This window comes from Kitasatospora sp. NPDC127121 (assembly GCF_042677305.1).
Taxonomy (GTDB): domain Bacteria; phylum Actinomycetota; class Actinomycetes; order Streptomycetales; family Streptomycetaceae; genus Kitasatospora.
In genome coordinates this window covers 42657-60832 of record NZ_JBHXTQ010000037.1, presented here as the reverse complement: position 1 = coordinate 60832, position 18176 = coordinate 42657, and the positions used below count along the sequence as shown (strand labels likewise).

The 18176-nt window shown below is 74.8% G+C and carries 20 protein-coding genes and 1 pseudogene; 14 read left to right on the top strand and 7 right to left on the bottom strand.

Annotated features, from left to right (window positions below; all coding sequences use genetic code 11):
- Positions 1–211: 211 nt before the first annotated feature.
- Both ACFVHI_RS19865 and ACFVHI_RS19860 read left to right on the top strand, forming a co-directional pair.
- On the top strand, positions 212–1822 hold the full coding sequence (locus tag ACFVHI_RS19865) for a cytochrome bc complex cytochrome b subunit (RefSeq protein ID WP_380341136.1): 1611 nt from the start codon (positions 212–214) through the stop codon (positions 1820–1822).
- A gap of 36 nt (positions 1823–1858) precedes the next feature.
- Positions 1859–2299 (top strand): PPOX class F420-dependent oxidoreductase, encoded by a 441-nt coding sequence (locus tag ACFVHI_RS19860; RefSeq protein WP_063346966.1) that lies wholly within the window; start codon positions 1859–1861, stop codon positions 2297–2299.
- A 240-nt stretch (positions 2300–2539) separates the two neighbouring features.
- Here ACFVHI_RS19860 and ACFVHI_RS19855 read toward each other — a convergent pair whose 3' ends face one another.
- Positions 2540–2743 carry a hypothetical protein gene (locus ACFVHI_RS19855; protein ID WP_063346967.1) on the bottom strand — a complete coding sequence of 68 codons (204 nt, stop codon included), beginning with the start codon at positions 2741–2743 and terminating at the stop codon, positions 2540–2542.
- Positions 2740–3009 (bottom strand): DUF1876 domain-containing protein, encoded by a 270-nt coding sequence (locus ACFVHI_RS19850; RefSeq protein ID WP_063346968.1) that lies wholly within the window; start codon positions 3007–3009, stop codon positions 2740–2742. The genes ACFVHI_RS19855 and ACFVHI_RS19850 overlap by 4 nt, the downstream gene beginning before the upstream one ends.
- Positions 3010–3176: 167 nt before the next feature.
- Between ACFVHI_RS19850 and ACFVHI_RS19845 the strand changes: the two genes are divergently transcribed.
- From ACFVHI_RS19845 to ACFVHI_RS19805, 9 genes and pseudogenes are all read left to right on the top strand, one after another.
- The gene (locus tag ACFVHI_RS19845) at positions 3177–4019 is read left to right on the top strand and encodes a YndJ family protein (RefSeq protein WP_380341131.1); all 843 of its coding nucleotides are present in this window, start codon (positions 3177–3179) and stop codon (positions 4017–4019) included.
- Positions 4016–4528 (top strand): DUF1990 domain-containing protein, encoded by a 513-nt coding sequence (locus ACFVHI_RS19840; RefSeq protein ID WP_363371254.1) that lies wholly within the window; start codon positions 4016–4018, stop codon positions 4526–4528. Before ACFVHI_RS19845 ends, ACFVHI_RS19840 begins: the two co-directional genes overlap by 4 nt.
- 85 nt (positions 4529–4613) lie before the next feature.
- Entirely contained in the window at positions 4614–5336 is a 723-nt protein-coding gene (locus ACFVHI_RS19835) for a hypothetical protein (RefSeq protein WP_380341128.1), read from the top strand.
- Positions 5337–5503: 167 nt separating this feature from the next.
- Positions 5504–5905: pseudogene (locus ACFVHI_RS19830) on the top strand (thioredoxin family protein); the annotation flags it as partial.
- Positions 5906–6254: 349 nt separating this feature from the next.
- Positions 6255–6989 (top strand): alpha/beta fold hydrolase, encoded by a 735-nt coding sequence (locus ACFVHI_RS19825; RefSeq protein WP_380341125.1) that lies wholly within the window; start codon positions 6255–6257, stop codon positions 6987–6989.
- 164 nt (positions 6990–7153) lie between these two features.
- Positions 7154–7393 carry a hypothetical protein gene (locus ACFVHI_RS19820; protein ID WP_380341123.1) on the top strand — a complete coding sequence of 80 codons (240 nt, stop codon included), beginning with the start codon at positions 7154–7156 and terminating at the stop codon, positions 7391–7393.
- Positions 7390–8832, top strand: coding sequence for a dihydrolipoyl dehydrogenase family protein (locus ACFVHI_RS19815; protein WP_380341122.1), 1443 nt, complete (start codon positions 7390–7392; stop codon positions 8830–8832). The genes ACFVHI_RS19820 and ACFVHI_RS19815 overlap by 4 nt, the downstream gene beginning before the upstream one ends.
- A gap of 138 nt (positions 8833–8970) precedes the next feature.
- Entirely contained in the window at positions 8971–10065 is a 1095-nt protein-coding gene (locus ACFVHI_RS19810) for a WD40/YVTN/BNR-like repeat-containing protein (protein ID WP_380341119.1), read from the top strand.
- Between the two features lie 73 nt (positions 10066–10138).
- Positions 10139–10900: a GNAT family N-acetyltransferase gene (locus tag ACFVHI_RS19805; protein WP_380341116.1), complete on the top strand. Its 762-nt coding sequence runs from the start codon at positions 10139–10141 to the stop codon at positions 10898–10900.
- A 60-nt stretch (positions 10901–10960) separates the two neighbouring features.
- On the opposite strand, the gene ACFVHI_RS19800 is transcribed toward ACFVHI_RS19805, so the two are convergent.
- Positions 10961–11818: an EamA family transporter gene (locus ACFVHI_RS19800; protein ID WP_380341113.1), complete on the bottom strand. Its 858-nt coding sequence runs from the start codon at positions 11816–11818 to the stop codon at positions 10961–10963.
- A gap of 74 nt (positions 11819–11892) precedes the next feature.
- Between ACFVHI_RS19800 and ACFVHI_RS19795 the strand changes: the two genes are divergently transcribed.
- Both ACFVHI_RS19795 and ACFVHI_RS19790 read left to right on the top strand, forming a co-directional pair.
- Positions 11893–12762, top strand: a complete 870-nt coding sequence (locus ACFVHI_RS19795) for a MurR/RpiR family transcriptional regulator (protein WP_063346979.1) — start codon at positions 11893–11895, stop codon at positions 12760–12762.
- 66 nt (positions 12763–12828) lie between these two features.
- A complete protein-coding gene (locus ACFVHI_RS19790; protein WP_063346980.1) occupies positions 12829–13875 on the top strand; it encodes a LacI family DNA-binding transcriptional regulator in 1047 nt (348 codons plus the stop codon).
- 91 nt (positions 13876–13966) lie between these two features.
- Here ACFVHI_RS19790 and ACFVHI_RS19785 read toward each other — a convergent pair whose 3' ends face one another.
- The 3 genes from ACFVHI_RS19785 to ACFVHI_RS19775 all read right to left on the bottom strand — a co-directional run bounded on the left by ACFVHI_RS19785 (position 13967) and on the right by ACFVHI_RS19775 (position 15549).
- On the bottom strand, positions 13967–14479 hold the full coding sequence (locus tag ACFVHI_RS19785) for a GNAT family N-acetyltransferase (RefSeq protein ID WP_079135490.1): 513 nt from the start codon (positions 14477–14479) through the stop codon (positions 13967–13969).
- Positions 14480–14601: 122 nt separating this feature from the next.
- Positions 14602–14967, bottom strand: coding sequence for a nuclear transport factor 2 family protein (locus tag ACFVHI_RS19780; RefSeq protein WP_063346981.1), 366 nt, complete (start codon positions 14965–14967; stop codon positions 14602–14604).
- A gap of 129 nt (positions 14968–15096) precedes the next feature.
- Entirely contained in the window at positions 15097–15549 is a 453-nt protein-coding gene (locus ACFVHI_RS19775) for a molybdopterin-dependent oxidoreductase (RefSeq protein WP_380341108.1), read from the bottom strand.
- 419 nt (positions 15550–15968) lie between these two features.
- On the opposite strand from ACFVHI_RS19775, the gene ACFVHI_RS19770 reads away from it, so the two are divergent.
- Positions 15969–17540 carry a PucR family transcriptional regulator gene (locus ACFVHI_RS19770; protein ID WP_380341105.1) on the top strand — a complete coding sequence of 524 codons (1572 nt, stop codon included), beginning with the start codon at positions 15969–15971 and terminating at the stop codon, positions 17538–17540.
- Between the two features lie 62 nt (positions 17541–17602).
- Here ACFVHI_RS19770 and ACFVHI_RS19765 read toward each other — a convergent pair whose 3' ends face one another.
- Positions 17603–18070 carry a MarR family winged helix-turn-helix transcriptional regulator gene (locus ACFVHI_RS19765; protein ID WP_063350998.1) on the bottom strand — a complete coding sequence of 156 codons (468 nt, stop codon included), beginning with the start codon at positions 18068–18070 and terminating at the stop codon, positions 17603–17605.
- Between the last annotated feature and the right edge of the window lie 106 nt (positions 18071–18176).

The window sequence follows — 18176 nt, the reverse complement described above, 5'->3', positions numbered from 1 at the left end:
CCCCTTCCTGGGGCGCCGGGCGGGCCGCTCGCCGTTTCCGGGGCCGGCGGTTCCGGGGCCGACCGTCGGCGGCGGCGTCGCTTCGGGGTCTGCGGTTCCGGGTCTGGATCACAGCCGCCCCGGGTAGAAGTGGGGATCGCTCCCCGATTATGGTGACCTCAGCGAGAAGCGGGGAATGATCCCCACTTCCTTCCGACTGAGGTGCGTGCACATGACCCGGAATCAGAACCCAGGACGGGGGCGGCGGGCCGTCGACTGGGCGGATGGCCGGCTGGGGATCCACACCCTGGCCAGGGCCAACCTGCGCAAGATCTTCCCGGACCACTGGTCCTTCATGCTGGGCGAGATCTGCCTGTACACCTTCCTGATCATCATCCTGACCGGCGTCTGGCTGACCCTGTTCTTCAAGCCCTCCATGGGCGAGGTGATCTACGACGGCTCGTACGTCCCGCTCAAGGGCGTGCCCATGTCGCAGGCCTACGCCTCCACGGTGGACATCAGCTTCGAGGTCCGCGGCGGGCTGCTGATCCGGCAGATCCACCACTGGGCCGCCGTCGTCTTCGTCGCGGCCATGTTCGTGCACATGATGCGGGTCTTCTTCACCGGTGCGTTCCGCAAGCCGCGCGAGGTCAACTGGGTCTTCGGCTTCCTGCTGCTCTTCCTCGGCATGCTGGACGGCTTCTTCGGCTACTCGCTCCCGGACGACCTGCTCTCCGGCACCGGCATCCGGTTCATCGAGGGCGTGGTACTGGCCATCCCGCTGGTCGGCACCTACGTCCAGATGTTCCTGTTCGGTGGCGAGTTCCCCGGGCACGACATCATCCCGCGGTTCTTCACCGTCCACGTGCTGCTCGTACCCGGCATCATGCTCGGCCTGCTGGTGGCGCACCTGATCCTGGTCTTCTACCACAAGCACACCCAGTGGGCGGGCCCGGGCAAGACCGAGAAGAACGTCGTCGGCATGCCGCTGATGCCGGTCTACCTGGCCAAGGCCGGCGGGTTCTTCTTCCTGGTCTTCGGCATCGTCGCGCTGATGTCCGCCGTCGCCACCATCAACCCGATCTGGGCGTACGGCCCGTACCGCCCCGACCAGGTCTCCACCGACGCCCAGCCCGACTGGTACATGGGCTTCGCCGAGGGCCTGATCCGGGTGATGCCCGGCTGGGAGGTCGGGCTCTGGGGGCACACCCTCAACCTCGGCGTGCTGATCCCGTTCACGCTGTTCCCGGTGATCCTCGGCGCGATCGCGGTCCACCCGTTCATCGAGAGCTGGGTGACCGACGACAAGCGCGAACACCACCTGCTGGACCGGCCGCGCAACGCGCCCGTCCGCACCGCGCTCGGTGCCGCCTGGATCAGCCTCTACCTGGTGATGCTGGCCGGCGGCGGCAACGACCTCATCGCCACCCATCTGCACCTGTCGCTCAACGCCATCACCTACGCGGTGCGGATCGGCTTCTTCGCCGTCCCGGTGGCCGTCTTCGTCATCACCAAGCGCTGGTGCCTCGGCCTCCAGCGCCGCGACCGCGACAAGGTGCTGCACGGACGCGAGACCGGCGTCGTCAGGCGCCTGCCGCACGGCGAGTTCACCGAGGTGCACGCCGGGCTCGCGCCCGCCGAACTGCACCGGCTCACCGCACACGAGCAGCCCCTCCCCCTCGAACTGCCGGCCCCCGTCGACGAGAATGGAGTCGCCCGGAGCGCGGGCGTGCTCAACCGCACCCGCGCCCGGCTGTCCCGCGGATTCCACGGCGAACACGCCCGGATCGCCGAGCCCGCCGCCGAGGAGTGCCGCGAGATCACCGAGGGCCACGGGCACTGACCCGCGGCCCCGGCCCCCACGCCAGAGGGAGGACAGATGCACGACCGATCCGACCAGCTCGCCGACAGCAGATACCTCCTGCTCACCACCTTCGGCGAGGACGGCACCCGCCAGGACTCGCAGATCTGGGTGGTGCCCGACGGCACCGCGCTCGGCGTCTGGACCCCGGCCCACTCCGGCGAGGCCGAACGGATCCGGCGCCACCCCCGGGTGCTGGTCGGCCCGTGCGACGCCCACGGGCGCCCGACCGGACGGCCGGTGCCGGCCCGCGCACGGCTCTGCGACCCGGACGACACCGCCCGCTACCGCACCTCGCTGATCAACAAGTACGGCCTGACGGCGCTGATCGTGCTGGCCCGCAGCCGGTTCCGGGTCGGGCTGGCCGGGACGGTCGGCATCCGGATCACGCTCAACGAGCTGGAGCAGCGGCTGGTCGGGCCCGAGTGGCAGCTGCCGACGACGTACTGCGTCAACTGACTCCGTCGGGCGACCTGGTGGCGCCGAGGGGCGGGGGCCGGGCCCGGACGTGCCCGGCCCCCCGCGCCGGTGGCGTGGTGTTTCGGTGGCGCTGGCGGGGGCCCCACTCCCCCCCCGCCACCCCCTACCCCCCCGCGGGGGGCCCTGGGGGGGGGGGGGGGGGGGGGGGGCGGGCCCCCCCGGCCCCCCCCCCCCGGCGCCGTTCGCGTGGTGAAGCGTTCGCGCTGCCGGGGACCACTCTCAGGGCCCGTCGTCCGGCGCCTTCGCCAGGTCCCCGGGTTCGCACGCCTCCCGGCCCGTCGCCACGTGCACGACCCTGACCGACCGGTCGGGGCCGCCGGGCACGACCCGCTGTTCGTGCCCGCAGCGCGGGCAGATCAGCGGGATGCGCGAACGGTGCTCCCGGCCGCCGGCGTGGCCGCCGTCCGGGTGCGGGGCGCTCACGTCAGCGGGTGGGTCGGGACCGGGCTGACCTCCTGGATCTCGCCGTGGGCCTTGGTGAGCAGCTGCGAGGCCAGGTCGTTGAGGGCTCTGGCCCCCGCGATCTCCTCGCCGACCCGCAGCTGTTCCGGGTCCGAGGGGTGGCGGCTGCTGTAGCCGTGGGCCCGTAGTTCCCTGCCGTCGCGCAGCCGCAGCATGGCCGCGGCGGTCGTGCGCGGGCCGTCCTCGCGGAACTCCATCTCGATGTGCCAACCGACCAGAGTCTGCATGGCGGATCACCTCCATCGATTACTCCTCCGGTTACTCCTCCAGAGTGCGCCGCACCCACCGTGAACACCAGGGCAGGCGGACCGGAGGCAAGTTGAACGCGTTCAACTCTGCGGCGTAGAGTCGTCCACGACCAAGGTTTGAACACGTTCAAGGAGGTGCTTCCGGCATGGGCAAGGGCACGACGGAGCTGGTGAACCTGCTGGTCCTGCTCGGTATGGGCGCCGTCGTCCCGCTCGGCCTCGCCCTGATCGGCGAACCCGGCCTCGCCCGCGTCCGCCGGCTCTGGCCGCTCGCCGCCGTCCCCGGCGCGCTCTCGCTCTGGCTCCCGCGCGGCGGCCTCGCCACCGGCAGCGCCGCCCTCTACGCGCTCGGCACCCTGGCCATCGCCCTCCACGCACCGCTGCGGCTGCGCCGGACCCGCTCGCTCGCGCCCGCCGAAATCGCCGTCCTCACCGCGCTCGCCGCCCCCGCGGTGGCCGGCACCGCCCTGGTCGCCGAGCGCTCCGGCTACCCGCTGTTCGGCTTCGAACCGCACGTCCTGGCGCTGACCGTCCCGCACTTCCACTACGCCGGCTTCACCGCCGCCCTCGTCGCCGGGCTGGTCTGCCGCAGCACCCGGGCGGGTTCCGGCGCCGCCCGCTGCGCCGCGCTCAGCGTGCCGGCCGGGACGCTGCTGGTGCTCGCCGGGTACTTCCTCGGCACCTGGGTCCAGTTCGCCGGGGCCTGCGTGCTCACCACCGGGATGTGGCTGGTCGGCCTGGTCACCTGGCGCGACCTGCGGCCGCGCGCCGCCGACCCGGTCACCGCCCGGCTGCTCACCGCCTCCTCGGCCGTCCTCGCCCTCACCATGCTGCTCGCCCTGTGGTGGGCCCTCGGCCAGGCGTCCGGGCTCCCCCACCCCACCCTGGCCTGGATGGCCGCCACCCACGGCGTCGGCAACGCGCTCGGCTTCGCGCTCTGCTCGCTGCTCGCCTGGCGCCGGATCACCACCACGGAGGACCACCGATGACCGACCTCAGCTACCCGGAGCAGGGCGCCAGCGCCACCGGACACCTGCCCGGCGGGTACCGCCACCTGCGGCACCGGGCACTCGTCGGCCGGGGCCGCCCCGCCCTGGAGGTGGCCGGGGCCGCCCTGCTCGGCTGGCGGATGCACCGGCTGGCCGGCGTGCGGATCGACGCCGACGCGGACCGGGCCGCCCCCGGCGTCGCCGTGCACTGCGCGATCGGCGTCGGCCCGCTCCGGGCCGGCGCCCCCAACCGGGTGCTGGCCACCGTCGACGGCCCGGACCGGTACGGCTTCACCTACGGCACCCGGGCCGGCCATCTGGCGTGCGGCGAAGAAACGTTCCTGGTCGAACTGGAGGCGGACGGGGCGGTCTGGTTCAGCGTGACCGCCTTCAGCCGTCCGGTCGCCCGGTACGCCCGGCTGGCGGGGCCGCTGCTGCCGCTCGCGCAGCGGGCCTTCGCCCGGCGCTGCGGCCGGGTCCTGGCCCGGATCGCGGCGGACGCGGGGTAATGCCTTGGCCCGACGGGCGGGCCGTCCGGCATGATCGCCCGGTGATACGCATGCAGCCGGCCCTCGATGTCGCCGCGGGGCAGCCGTGACCAGCTTCCTGACCCACCGGGCCCGGGTGCACGACGAGCGGCTGCCGGTGCGCCGGCGGCTCAACGCCCTGCGGACCTGCCTGACCTGCTTCGCGCCGTACGGCTTCCGGGCCACCTACCACCACCTCACGCTCAGCGCCCGGATGCCCCGGCTGATGGAGGCCGACCCGGACTCGCTGGTGCGGGCCGTGGAGGAGCTGCACGAGGCGCGGGTCCTGTGGCTGGCCGGAGCGCGGGAGTACGAGGCGCGGCGCCGGGCGGAGAAGCGGGCCGGGCGGCGGCAACCGACCGAGCCGGTGTGGTGGAACCGCCCCTGGTGGGGCGCACCGGACGCAGCCTGGCGGGCGGACCCCTTCCTCCACCCGCCGCTGCGGCTGCCCGACTACGTCCGGCGGCAGAACGCGCTGCTGGACGGCGCCGTACTGCCCGGCTGCCCGGCCTGCGGGGACGAGGGGCCGGTGCTGCCGCGCTCGACCGGCCACGGCCTGGCCGAACTCTGCCGGACCTGCGCCTGGGTACGGCAGCCGTGCCCGTGCGGACGGTGGCACAGCTTCGAGCCCGCCCTGCGGGTCGGCTGGAACGGCGTCTGGCGACGGGAGCACCTGACCGGCGACGGCACGCCGAACCCGCGCTGGCCCGGCGTGCAGGGGCCGGCCCGGATCGAGCGGCTGGCGGCGTACGAGGTCTCCCACCCGTGGGGTTTCCGCTCCACGCCGTGAGCGGCGCCCGGGCGCTGAACCGGTGGGGGGCGGCTACCGGTGGGGACGGCTGCGGCGCGGGCGGCTACCGGCCCGGGCGGCTACCCGGCGCGGACGGCTCCGGAATACCCCGTCGGGGCGCACGGTTGTCGCGAGCACGTGATCGGTAGCGCCGCCTCCGGAAGGGAAGGAATCGCGAGATGAGCAGCACGGTCGAGCTGACCAAGGAGAACTTCGACGACATCGTCCCGGGCCCGGAGGGCCAGGACTTCGTCCTCATCGACTTCTGGGCCGGGTGGTGCGGGCCGTGCCGCCAGTTCGCCCCGGTGTACGAGAAGGCGGCCGAGCGCCACGCGGACCTCGTCTTCGCCAAGGTGGACACCGAGGCGCAGGTGGAGCTGGCCTCCGCGTTCGGGATCCAGTCGATCCCCACGCTGGCGATCATCCGTGAGGGCGTGCTCGTCTTCTCGCAGGCCGGTGCGCTGCCGGAGTCGGTGTTCGAGGACCTGATCGGCCAGGCCAGGAAGCTGGACATGGCCGAGGTGAAGCGCAAGGTGGCGCAGGAGCAGGCGGCCGAGGGCCAGGCCTGACCCGTCCGGGTGTCCGGGGCGTCCGGACGTCCGCTTGTCCGAGGGCCCGGGGAGTGCGACTCCCCGGGCCCGGTCGTTCTGTAATCCGGGCGAAAATCCGGGCGAAGTCCGGCCGGGGTCGGTCCCAGGGCGTGTCGTCAAACCCCCGTCGTCCGCCCGGAGGGCGGGCGTGGCGGCGCTGGGGTGCGTGCATCGCAAGGCGGAGGAGGGAGTCCATGCGGAGCATCGGCGACCGACGACAACGCGGCGAGGTGCGTGCCCCGGCGCCGGCGCGCAGGCGGGGGTTTGACGACACGCCCTAGGGTCGTCGGCGACGGAGATCCCGCCCGACCGCGAGGAGCGATCCACCATGAGCACGTTCGTACTGGTCCCCGGTTTCTGGCTCGGCGCCTGGGCCTGGGAGGAGGTCGCCGGGCCGCTGCGCGCCGACGGGCACACCGTCCATCCCGTGACGCTGCCCGGGCTGGCGGAGCGCGCGGGCGAGGCCGAGCCGATCGGGCTGGCGGAGCACATCGCCGCGCTGGCCGACCTGCTGGTCCGCGAGGACCTGTGGGAGGTGGTGCTGGTCGCGCACAGCGGCGCCTGCGCCCCGGCCGGCGGGATCGCGGACCGGATGCCGGAGCGGATCCGCCGGGTGGTCTACCTGGACAGCGGCCCGATGATCGACGGCGGTTCGCTGTACGACCTCTGGCAGCCCGACCACCGCGCGGCGGCCGACGCCTCGGTGGTCGACGGCCGCCTCCCGATGCCCTCCTGGGCCGACCTCGCCGCCGACGGCGCCAGTGTGGAGGGCCTGGACGAGGCCGCGCTCGCCCGGATCCGCGAGCGAGCCACCCCGCACCCGGCCGGGGCGTACCGGGACCGGCTGCGGCTGACGGGCGCCTCGGCCGCGCTGCCGCAGGCACTGGTGACCTGTTCCTTCCCGCTCGCCCAGGTGCAGGCGATGATCACGGCCGGCCACCCGTGGTTCGCCGGGCTCGACGGGCCGAACTGGGAGCTGCGCGAACTGCCCACCGGGCACTGGCCGATGTTTTCCCGCCCGGCCGACACGGCGGCGGTACTGGCCGAGCTCGCGGCGCTCTGACCCTCCCTCGGCTCGGACCCGTCGGCGGGTTCGTCGGCGCGTTCATCTGCGGGTTCGTCTGCGCGAAGCCCCGTCGACGTCGCAGGATGGGCACGGCGCCGGGCACACGGCCCGGCGCCCGTCCGGCCGGGGGCCGGATCCCATAGGAAAGCGAGCCCCTGCGGATGCACGCGGAGCGCGAGAAGTGGCCGCTGGAGGCCGTTCGGGTCAGGCTCGGGTACGAGACGAACGGCAGCCACGGGCCGACCTCCCGGAAGGCCGCCCTCACCGGCGCCCTCACCGACGCGCTGGACGACGCCCGGCGCGCCCGGCACGCCCGGCTGCTCGACGTCCGCGACCACACGCCCATCACCCTCGCCCTGCGGGCCGGGGTGGCCATCGACAGCACGGAGGACCGGGTATGACCAGCACCGCCGAGGAGTACGACGTCATCGTCCTGGGGGGCGGCCCGACCGGCGAGAACGTCGCCGACCGGACGGCCGCCGCCGGCCTGCGCACGGTGGTCGTGGAGGCCGAACTGGTCGGCGGCGAGTGCTCGTACTGGGCCTGCATGCCGAGCAAGGCGCTGCTGCGCCCGGTGGCCGCGCTGGCCGACGCCCGCGCGGTGGCCGGCTCCCGGGAGGCGGTCGGCGACCGGCGGCTGGACCCGGCCGCGGTGCTGGCCCGGCGGGACTCCTTCACCTCGCACTGGAACGACGACGGCCAGGTGCAGTGGCTGCGGAACGCCGGCATCGAGCTGGTGCGCGGCCACGGCCGGCTGGCGGGCGTGCGGACCGTCACCGTGGAGGCCGAGGACGGCACCGAGCGGGTGCTCACCGCCCGGCACGCCGTCGCCGTGTGCACCGGCAGCCGCCCGGTGCTGCCCACGGGCGTGCCGGGGCTGGCGGAGGCCCACCCGTGGACCAACCGGGAGGCGACCGCCGCTCCGGCCGTGCCCGGGCGGCTGGCGGTGGTCGGCGGCGGCGTGGTCGGGGTGGAGCTCGCGACCGCCTGGCGGGCGCTCGGCTCCGAGGTGGTGCTGCTGGTGCGCGGCGACCACCTGCTGCCGCGGATGGAGCCGTTCGCAGGCGAGCTGGTCGCGGAGGGCCTGCGCGAGGCCGGGGTGGACCTCCGGTTCGGGACGGAGGCCACCGCGCTGGAGCGGGCGGACGGCGCCGGGCCGGTGGTCCTGACGCTCGGTGGCGGCGAGCGGCTGACCGTGGACGAGGTGCTGTACGCGACCGGACGGGCCCCGCGCACCGCCGACGTCGGGCTGGAGCAGGTCGGGCTGAAGCCGGGCGGCTGGCTGGAGGTGGACGACAGCTGCACCGTGCTCGGCGTCGACGGCGAGTGGCTGTACGCCGCCGGGGACGTCAACCACCGGGCGCTGCTCACCCACCAGGGCAAGTACCAGGCCCGGATCACGGGCTCGGCGATCGTGGCCCGCGCCCAGGGGCGTGCGCTGGACACCTCCCGCTGGGGCGCGCACGCCGCGTCGGCCGACAGCGCGGGCGCGCCGCAGGTCGTGTTCACCCATCCGGAGGTCGCCGCCGTCGGACTGACCCTGGCGGCGGCCGAAGGGGCCGGGCTGCGGGTCAAGGCCGTCGACCACGACTTCGGCGCCGTCGCCGGGGCCTCGCTGTACGGCGACCACTACCGCGGCCGGGCCAGGGTGGTCTTCGACCTGGACCGCGAGGTGCTGGTCGGCGCCTGCCTGGTCGGCCCCGGGGTCGCCGAACTGCTGCACTCGGCGACCGTCGCCGTGGTCGGCGAGGTGCCGATCGACCGGCTCTGGCACGCCGTGCCCTCCTACCCGACGATCAGCGAGGTGTGGCTGCGGCTGCTGGAGGGCTGCCGGGGGTGAGCCGGGCGGGTGAGCCTTCCTGACGAGAGAGCCTTCCGGGTGAGTGGGCGCGGCGAGATGTGGCCGCCGGTGAACGGCGGGACACTGGGCGGCGGGAGCCGTCCCGGGGGGCCGTACTCGTCACCAGGTGGTGTGGGCATGACCGAAGTGCTGTTGGCCGTCGGAACCGAGAAGGGCCTCTTTCTCGGCCGCAGCCGCGACCGGCTGGACTGGGAGTTCAGCGGGCCGCACTTCCGGATGAACGCGGTCTACTCCGTCTCCATCGACCGCCGCGACGGCCGCACCCGGCTGCTGGTCGGCGCCGACAGCAGCCACTGGGGGCCGTCCGTCTGGCGCTCCGACGACCTCGGCGCCACCTGGTACGAGCCGCCGCAGCCGGCGATCCGCTTCCCCGAAGCCACCGGCGCCTCGCTCACCCGGGTCTGGCAGCTCCAGCCGGCCGGCCCGGAGGCCCCCGGCGTCGTCTACGCCGGCACCGAGCCCGCGGCGCTGTTCCGCTCCGAGGACGGCGGCGAGACCTTCCGCCTGGTCGAGTCGCTCTGGAACCACCCGCACCGGACCGACTGGGGCGCCGGCTACGGCGGCCAGGGCCTGCACACCGTCGTCACCGACCCGCGCGACCCGCAGCGGCTGCTGGTCGCCGTCTCCACCGGCGGCGTCTACCGCAGCAAGGACGGCGGCGACAGCTGGGAGCCCGCCAACACCGGCCTGCGCGCCGAGTTCCTCCCGGAGGAGGGCCAGTACCCCGAGTTCGGCCAGTGCGTGCACAAGATCGCCCCCGACCCCGTCGACCCCGACCGGCTGTACCTGCAGAACCACGGCGGCGTCTACCGCAGCGACGACTGGGGCGCGAGCTGGCGCTCCGTCGCCGACGGGCTGCCCGCCGCGTTCGGCTTCGCCGTCGCCGCCCACCCGCGCCGGGGCGACACCGCCTACCTGTTCCCGCTCGGCGGCGGGGACGACCGCATCCCGCCCGGCCTCCGGTGCCGGGTCTTCCGCACCACCGACGGCGGCGCCAGCTGGCAGCCGCTCGCCGACGGCCTGCCCGGCGAGGACCACTACGGCGTCGTGCTGCGCGACGCGCTGCGCACCGACGACGCCGAACCGGCCGGGATCTACTTCGGCAACCGGACCGGCGACGTCTACGGCAGCCACGACGAGGGCGAGAGCTGGTCACCGCTGATCTCCCACCTGCCGGACGTGCTCTGCGTCCGCGCCGCGGTGGTGGCCTGACAATTCGGTTGCCCCCGGACGCACTCTCGTCGACCATGACGGCGGACGAACGACCGTACGAATGGGGCTGGGTGTGACCGAGACTGACTGGGTGATCGGGCGGAACGGCGAGGGCGTACCGGTGGTGCGCTACCTCCTCGGCGAGCGGGAGGGGCGGCCCTGGGCCGACCTGCTGGAGGTGGTGGACGGAAACGACGGCACCGACCCGGTGGAATTCGTCCGCACCGAGCTGGCCGGGTGGGTGGTCTCCGGGGCCCCCGAGTTCGGCCTCGCCCTGCTGGAGCACGGCGCCACCGTGCTCCGACACTCCCACGCCATGCGGCGCGACCTGGTCGCCGACCCGCCGCCCGCCGACTGGGCCGGGGCCCCGCTGCGCGGCGGCCTGCGGGCCGTGCCCTGCGACCGCGCGCCCGAGGACCTGTTCGAGGCCTGGCGGGCCGCGTTTGCCCCGGGGCACCCGGACCACTTCGCGGGCGACGACCGGCAGGCCCTGGCGGAGCGGATCGCCCCGCTGCTCGCCGGCGAGGTCATCGGGCCGGTGCTGCCGTCCAGCCTGCTCGCCGTGGACGCGCAGGACCGGGTGGTGGCCGGGCTCGTCCTCACCGACCGCGGCGGCCTGCCGTGGATCGCCGACGTCTTCCGGCACCCGGAGCTCGGCTACCGGGGCCTCGGCGCGGACCTGCTGCGCCGCGCCGTCGCCGACGCCGCCGAACGCGGGCTCGTCGAGGTGCAGTTGGCCGTCACCGACAGCAACCCGGCCCGTCGGCTCTACGAGTCCCTGGGCTTCGAGGTGCTGAGCACCTCGCTGACCGTGATCGTGCCGGAAAAGGGCTGACGGCCACCGAATCCTGTCCGGCCGGTCTCGGTGGATCAGCCCGCGATCGGCCAGACAGCGCTACGGCCGGGCCAGCTCCAGGACGGCTATCCCGGCCAGCACGATGAGGCTGGCGCTCAGCCGCAGACGGCCGAGCCGCTCCCGGAACACCACGGTGGCGATCAGGGCGGCGATCACGATGCTCGTCTCGCGCAGCGCCGCGATCGTCGCCAAGTCCCCCCGGGACTGCGCCCACACCACCAGGCCGTAGGCCGTCAACGAGAGCACGCCTCCCGCGATCCCCACCGGCACCACCTTGCCGACCCCGGTCAGCAGCGAACGGCCGCGCCGGGCCCAGGCGATCAGCGCGAGCGTCGGCCCCTGCAACAGGAACAGCCAGGCCACGTAGCCGCCGACCGTCCCGGCGTGCCGGACGCCGCTGCCGTCCAGCACCGTGTAGACGGCGATCATCACGCCCGTCCCGGCGGCGGCCCCGAGCGCGGGCAGTTGCGCCCGCCCCGGGACGCCCTTGGCGAAGGCCAGCCCGATCAGGCCGCAGGAGATCACCACGACGCCCAACAGCTCGCCCGCGCCCGGGCGCTGGCCGAGCACGGTGGCCGACAGCAGGGCCACCAGCAGCGGCGCCGAGCCGCGCGCGATCGGGTACATCTGCCCGAAGTCGCCCAGCTGGTAGGCGCGTAGCAGCAGGACCGTCGACGTCGTCTGGACGGCGACCGAGGCCAGCAGGTACGGCCAGGCCGAGGCCGCCGGCAGCGGGTTGAGCAGCACCAGGACCAGCGCGCACGCGGTGTAGGTCAGGTTGATCAGCGCGAAGCCGACCAGCTTGTCCGCTATTCGGTGCGCCAGGCCGTTCCAGACGGCGTGCAGCACGGCCGCGGCGAGCACGGCCACCGGCACGGCCGGCACGATCTCGGGCATGGCGAAGCTCCCCTCCGACGGCCTTCCGGCGACCCGGCACGGCCTGGAACCAAATTCCACGCTACCCTAGCGCCATGGAAGGACATTCCGACATGACGCCCCTGGAGTCCCAGCTCGCCGCGCGGATCCGGGCCCGGCTCGGCGACCTGCGCGGTGCCGAGGCGCGGGTGGCCGAGGTGGTGCTCGACCGGGGTGCCGGCCTGGTGCACCTGAGCGTCAGCGACGTCGCCGCACTGGCCGGCACCGCCCCCTCCTCCGTGGTCCGGGCCTGCCAGCGGCTCGGCTTCCGCGGCTACCAGGAGCTGAAGATCGCCGCCGCCCGGCACTCCCCCGCCACGGCCCCGGCCCCCGCCGACGACGACGCACGCGACCCGGCCGCCCGGGCCCTCGCCGACACCCTGCGGGCCGCCCGCGCAGCCCTGGACGGGATCACCGCCACACTCACCGCCGACGACCTGCGGGCGGCCGCCGACGTGCTGGCCGGCGCCGGCCAGGTGGTGCTGGTCGGCTCCGGGCTGTCCGGCGCGGTGGTGCTCGACCTCGCCTACCGGCTGCGCGCGCTCGGCCTGCGCGTCGACGCCCCCGCCGACCCGCTCACCGCCCAGCTGGCCGCCGCCCAGCTCCCGCCCGACGGCGTCTGCTTCGCGGTCAGCCACGGCGGCGCCACCCCGCTGGTGATCGACGCCGCGCGCCGGGCCCGGGCAGCCGGGGCGGCCGTGGTCGCGCTCACCAGCTACGCCCGCTCGCCGCTCACCGAGACGGCCACCCACACCCTGGTCGCGGGCGGGCAGGACCTGGTCTTCGGCCTGGAGACCACGGCCAGCCGGCTCGCCCACCTGGCCGCCGTCGACGCGCTCGCCCAGACCCTGCTGGCGCTGCGCGGGCGACCCGCCGAACAGGCCCTCGGCCTCTCGGCGGACATCACCGCGGACCACACGTACTGACCACGGCGGGCGCCCGGCGGCGACGGCAGCCCGGAGCTGTCGGAGGCGCTGTGTAGGCTCGCGGGCATGGCGAGGGTGACACGGGACGATGTGGCGCGGGTGGCGGGGACGTCCACGGCGGTCGTGAGTTATGTGATCAACGACGGGCCGCGGCCGGTGGCGCCCGCGACCCGGGCGCGGGTGCTCGCGGCGGTCGAGGAGCTCGGCTACCGCCCCAACCGGGTCGCCCAGGCGATGGCACGGCGGCGGACCAACCTGCTCGGCATGGTCGTGCCGGACGCCCGCCAGCCGTTCTTCGCCGGGCTCGCGCACGCCGTCGAGCAGGCCGCCGCCGACCACGGCCGGCTCCTGCTGATCGGCAACTCCGACTACGTGGACGAGCGCGAGGCGCACTACATCCGCGCGTTCCTCGGCATGCAGGTCGACGGGCTGATCCTCGTCACCCAGGACCCGGCCACCCCCGGGCTCACCGGCTTCGACGTGGGCGACGGCACCTCGGTCGTGCTGCTGCACCACCGGGCGGAGACCGCCGACGGCGTCGCGGTGGTGGCGGACGACGAGGGCGGCGCCCGCGAGGTGGTCCGGCACCTGCTCGGGCACGGCCACGCCGAGGTGCACTGCTTCGGCGGCACCCTCGCGCTCAGCCCGCACGACCCGGTCACCGGGCGGACGGCCGGCTGGGCCGCCGCGCTGGCCGAGGCCGGGCTGGCGACCGAGGGGCGGCTGGTGCCGGCGCCGTTCGACCGCGTCCGGGCGCACGCCGAGGCGCTCGCCCTGCTGGCCCGGCCCGACCGGCCGTCCGCCGTGTTCTGCACGACCGACGACCAGGCGATCGGCCTGCTGCGGGCCGCCGACGACCTGGGCATCCGGGTGCCGGAGCAGCTCGCGGTGGCCGGATTCGACGACATCGCCGAGGCGGTGATCGCCGGCCCGGCGCTGACCACCGTCGCGACCGCGCAGGACGAGATGGCCCGCGCCGCGGTCGACCTGGTCCTCGGCGGGGCCGAGCGGCGCTCCACCGGCGCGCGGACCTTCCCGGCCCGGCTGGTGCTGCGGCGCACCTGCGGCTGCCCGGCGCCGGAGCGGGCGACCGCAGGCGCAGCCGCGATCTGACTCCGCGCCACGCGCGCTCCGGACCGGTCGGGCCGCTGCCGGGCCGCCTACCGCCGCACGGGCGCGCCGGTCAGCGGAGTTCGCGCGCCGGTCAGCGGAGCTCGTCCGCGAGGAGGTCCATCAGCAGGTTGTCGTGCCAGGTGCCGTCCGGGCCGCGCTCGTACTGGCGCATGGTGCCGACGGAGCGGAAGCCGACCTTCGCGTAGCAGCGGATCGCGGCCGTGTTGTCGGCCGCCGGGTCGATGATCAGCCGGTGGTAGTGGTGGTGGTCGACGAGGTGGCGGGCCAGCGTACGGACGGCGTCCGCGCCGAGGCCGACGCCGTGGACCTCCGGGTCGAGGTAGATGTCGATGCCAGCGTGCCGGTACTCGTCGTCGTTGTTGGCGTACCACTGGATGGCGCCGACGATCTTCCCGCCCACCTCGACGGCGAGGGTCTCGGTGTCGGGCTCCTCCAGGTCGCTGGCGACGGCGTCGGCGAGGTCGTCACCGCCCCGCCAGCGGGCGAACACCTCGGGCGTGCCGCGGATGGCCGCGAGCGCCGGGATGTCGTCGGTGCCGGCGGTACGGAGGGTCACCAGGGTGCCGTGCAGAATCGTCCCCATATGGGGCATGTTGGCACGGAAACAGGCATCCGGCGAGCTCTTTTCGGTCTCGGCTGCGATCGGGCCCACACCCCCTCCGAGCAGGGCCTACGGCCCCGGCGAGGATCCGACGGGGGCCCGCGTCAGGCCTCCGGCCCGTAGGCGCCGAGGCCCCGGCAGACCAGGCCGTCGCGGAAGGTCAGCACCTCGGCGACGGCCTGGCCCCGCTCGTTGCGGTAGTTGATGACGACGGTGTCCACGGAGGCGCGGACGTCCTCGACGGTGAAGTGCAGGTCGGGCAGGCGGTCGAGGCCCTGCGCCCAGTACGCGCGCAGGGCCTCCTTGCCGCGCACCTCGTCCAGCCGCTCACCGGTGAGCACCCGGATCCGGGGCGAGGCGAAGACCACGTCCTCGGTGTAGTGGGCGAGGATGCGCTCCAGGTCGCGGGAGTTCCAGTCGGCGGCCCAGACCTCGGCGAAGCGCTCGGCGAAGGCGAGATCGATCGTCATGCGCCCATCCTCCCCACGCTCCCGTTGGCGGCACAAGACTCGGACCGGGGCCCGGACCGGGGCCGCGGCTCGGCCGACCCGGCGGCACAAGGCCCAGCGACACAAGGCCCGGCTACGCGCGGCCGGGGCTCAGGCCGCCGGTTCACCCAGCGGGCCGAGCCACACGGCGGTGACCCCGCTGACGTAGCGGGCGCCGCAGTGGTCGTCGGGGACGACGAGCTGCGGGCCGGCGGCGTCCAGCGGGGCGCCGTCCATGCTGGTGGCCAGCAGGATCCGCTGGCCGCCGAAGTCGGGGTCGATCTCGGCCCAGGAGACGACGGCCCGGTGGCCGTCCGCGCCGCTGACCGACAGCAGGAAGCGCAGCCGCTGCTTGCGGCCGGAGAAGTCGATCCGGGGCCGGGCCGCGCACAGCACGTCCCAGAGCGCGGGCCCCTCGTAGTCGTGCCGCTGCTCGCCCTCGGCCAGGCAGTCGAAGCTGACCTCGACGCGGTGCGCGGGGAGGGCGCGCAGCTGGTCGACCGACAGCTCGGCGGGCCGGTCGAAGTGGCCGTGCAGCCGGACGGTGGGGCTCGGCGGGGTCATGGTGCTCCCTCCTCCCGGGCCGCGCCGCTGCGACCCGGGAGGGGGTTACCCGAGGAAGGGCTCGGGCATTCGCAGCTGCGGCGCCGAAAGGATGATTTCAGCTGCATCTGCGACGGGATGAAGCGCTTTCGGCTGGCAACTGCGGAGACAGGGGCGGGCATGTCCGAGGAGGCGGCTCGGCGCGCCCCGCACCGGTGGAAGCCGGCGGAAGCCGCGAAAGCCGATGGAAGCGGCACCGCAATCGGGCGGACGACTGGTTCCGCACACCCGCCGAGGGGCCCGCACTGGATGATCCGACAAGAAGAATCACCGCCGCATGACTTGCATTTACGATGCCCATACGCACCTGAACCTTGCACTTGCGAGGCATAGCCTTGCGCGGCGCACAAAGGCGAGAGCGAGAGCGAGATGAGCGAGAGATGATCGTCGGCGACCTGCTGCACCTCGACGACCTGGACATCCGCCTGGCCTGGGGCACCCCGGACCTGCTCGACCGCCCGGTCACCGGGCTCAGCTCCACCGACCTCCAGGACCCGGCCCGCTACCTCCAGCCCGGCGAACTCGTCCTCACCGGCCTGGTCTGGTGGCAGCCCGCCGACGCCTCCGGCGCGCTGCGCTTCGCCACCGCCCTGCGCAGCGCGGGCGTGGCGGCGCTGCTGGCCGGCGAGGGCACCCACGGCAGCGTCCCGGACAGCCTCGCCGACGCCTGCCGCACCCACGGCATCCCGCTGCTGGCGGTGCCCGCCGGAGTCAGCTTCCGTGCCGTCACCGACCGCGTCTACCTGCGGCTCTGGGGGGACCTGCGGGCCGGCGCCCAGGACACCGCGGCGATCCCGGAGACCGTCCGGCACGAACTGCTCGACCTGCTGCACGCGGACGCCGGGGCCGGCGAGGTGCTGGCCCACGCGGTCGGCCGGCTCGGGGTGCCGGACTGCTCGATCACCACCGCCGGCGGCCGGGCCGTCGCCGCCACCGCCGCTGCCGCCACCGCCGCACCCGCCACTGCCGCACCCGTCCCGCCCGCCGGGCGCGGCGACACCGGGCTGCCCGTCGGGCCCCAGGACGGCTCGCCGTTCGACGGCTGGCGGCTGCGCCCGCACCTGCGCTCGGCGGCGGCCGAACCGGCGCTCCAGGCCCTGGCCGAACTGCTCGCCCCGCTCGCCGCCCGCGCCCACGCCGACGCGGGCGCGCGGCGCCGGGCCGCCGGGCGGCTACTGGACGCGCTCGCCGGGGAGGCCGGGCTCGCCGAGCCGCTCGCGGCCTGCGGGCTGGGCGGGGCCGAGTCGCTGGTGGCGGTCACCGCGCGGATCGACGGCGGCCGGGCGGGCGAGGCGGGTGCCGCGCCGGGCGACGGCCCGCCCGTCGCCTGGGCGGCGTACGCGCTGGCCGAGGCGCTGCACCCGCTCGGCGCGCCGTACGCCGCCGGGACCGACCGCGGCGGGCGGTCCGCCGCGCTGGTGGCCGCGCCGGTCGAGCAGGTCGCCGAACGGCTGCGCCGGGCCCGGCCCGCGCTGCAGAGCCGGCTGACCGGCCGGTGCACCCTGCGGGTGGGCGTCGGCCCGGCCGCCCCGCCCGCCCCCGCCGCACTGCGGGCGGCGCTGGTGCAGGCCCGCTACGTACTGGAGGGCTCGGCCGGCCCGGTCGGCAGCGCCGCCGAACTGGACTCGCTGGACGGACTGCTTCGCGGCATCCCGCCGGAGGTGGCGGCCGCCTTCCACGCCCGGCTGCTGGCCCCGCTGGCCGCCCACGACCGGGAGAACAGCGTCTCGCTGCTGGGCACCCTGGCGGTCTTCCTGGACCACGACGGCTCGTGGGCGCGGACGGCCGAGGCGCTGTGCATCCACGTCAACACCGTGCACTACCGGATCCGCCGGATCGAGGAGCTGACCGGCCGCAGCCTGGCCCGACTGCGGGACCGGCTCGACCTGCGGACCGCCCTGCTCTGCGCCCCGCAGCCGGTCCGGGCTCAGGCCCCGGCTCAGGCTCGGTAGACCGCCGAACGGGAGCGGCGGCTGCTGCGGGGGGGCAGCGCAGGGGAACTGACTGAGGGACTTCAGGGTGTGTCGTCGAGGCGCAGCCGGGCGCTGACCTCGCCGAGGCTTTCGGCGAGCACGGCCAGCTGCTCGCGGGTGAGCACGTCGATCAGCAGCTCGCGGACCAGGGCGACGTGCCCGGGTGCGGCCTGCCGCAGTGACTCCCGCCCCTGGTCGGTGAGTTCGGCGATGACGCCGCGCACGTCGCTGGGGCAGGAGCGGCGGGCGACCAGGCCCATCCGCTCCAGCTGGGTGACCTGGTAGGTGAGGCCGCTCTTGGAGGTGACCAGCTTGTCGGCGAGTTCGGTCATCCGCAGCGCGTGGGCCGGGGCGGCGGACAGGTGGACCAGGATCTCGTACTGCTGGTGCGAGAGGCCGGAGTCCTCCTTGAGCTGGCGCTCCAGTCGGCGGTTGAGCAGGTTGCTCGCGACGACGAAGCCCCGCCAGGCAGCCATCTCGTCCTGGTCCAGCCAGCGGGGTTCGTTCAGTGTGGACATGCAGTGAAGCCTACTCCTGTTGTTCAAATTCGAACGAAGGTGTACGGTCAGCGAGTAGAGGTTCAAATTTGAACTACTCTGTCGAGCCACCAGTCCC

Excerpts from the sequence above, each read along its gene's own strand:
- ACFVHI_RS19865 (WP_380341136.1), top strand. The coding sequence starts at position 212 with ATGACCCGGAATCAGAACCCAGGACGGGGGCGGCGGGCCGTCGACTGG.
- ACFVHI_RS19845 (WP_380341131.1), top strand. The coding sequence starts at position 3,177 with ATGGGCAAGGGCACGACGGAGCTGGTGAACCTGCTGGTCCTGCTCGGT.
- ACFVHI_RS19775 (WP_380341108.1), bottom strand. The coding sequence starts at position 15,549 with ATGACCCCGCCGAGCCCCACCGTCCGGCTGCACGGCCACTTCGACCGG.
- ACFVHI_RS19860 (WP_063346966.1), top strand. The coding sequence starts at position 1,859 with ATGCACGACCGATCCGACCAGCTCGCCGACAGCAGATACCTCCTGCTC.
- ACFVHI_RS19780 (WP_063346981.1), bottom strand. The coding sequence starts at position 14,967 with ATGACGATCGATCTCGCCTTCGCCGAGCGCTTCGCCGAGGTCTGGGCC.
- ACFVHI_RS19785 (WP_079135490.1), bottom strand. The coding sequence starts at position 14,479 with ATGGGGACGATTCTGCACGGCACCCTGGTGACCCTCCGTACCGCCGGC.
- ACFVHI_RS19815 (WP_380341122.1), top strand. The coding sequence starts at position 7,390 with ATGACCAGCACCGCCGAGGAGTACGACGTCATCGTCCTGGGGGGCGGC.
- ACFVHI_RS19790 (WP_063346980.1), top strand. The coding sequence starts at position 12,829 with ATGGCGAGGGTGACACGGGACGATGTGGCGCGGGTGGCGGGGACGTCC.
- ACFVHI_RS19810 (WP_380341119.1), top strand. The coding sequence starts at position 8,971 with ATGACCGAAGTGCTGTTGGCCGTCGGAACCGAGAAGGGCCTCTTTCTC.
- ACFVHI_RS19770 (WP_380341105.1), top strand. The coding sequence starts at position 15,969 with ATGATCGTCGGCGACCTGCTGCACCTCGACGACCTGGACATCCGCCTG.
- ACFVHI_RS19800 (WP_380341113.1), bottom strand. The coding sequence starts at position 11,818 with ATGCCCGAGATCGTGCCGGCCGTGCCGGTGGCCGTGCTCGCCGCGGCC.
- ACFVHI_RS19795 (WP_063346979.1), top strand. The coding sequence starts at position 11,893 with ATGGAAGGACATTCCGACATGACGCCCCTGGAGTCCCAGCTCGCCGCG.
- ACFVHI_RS19820 (WP_380341123.1), top strand. The coding sequence starts at position 7,154 with ATGCACGCGGAGCGCGAGAAGTGGCCGCTGGAGGCCGTTCGGGTCAGG.
- ACFVHI_RS19840 (WP_363371254.1), top strand. The coding sequence starts at position 4,016 with ATGACCGACCTCAGCTACCCGGAGCAGGGCGCCAGCGCCACCGGACAC.
- ACFVHI_RS19825 (WP_380341125.1), top strand. The coding sequence starts at position 6,255 with ATGAGCACGTTCGTACTGGTCCCCGGTTTCTGGCTCGGCGCCTGGGCC.
- ACFVHI_RS19850 (WP_063346968.1), bottom strand. The coding sequence starts at position 3,009 with ATGCAGACTCTGGTCGGTTGGCACATCGAGATGGAGTTCCGCGAGGAC.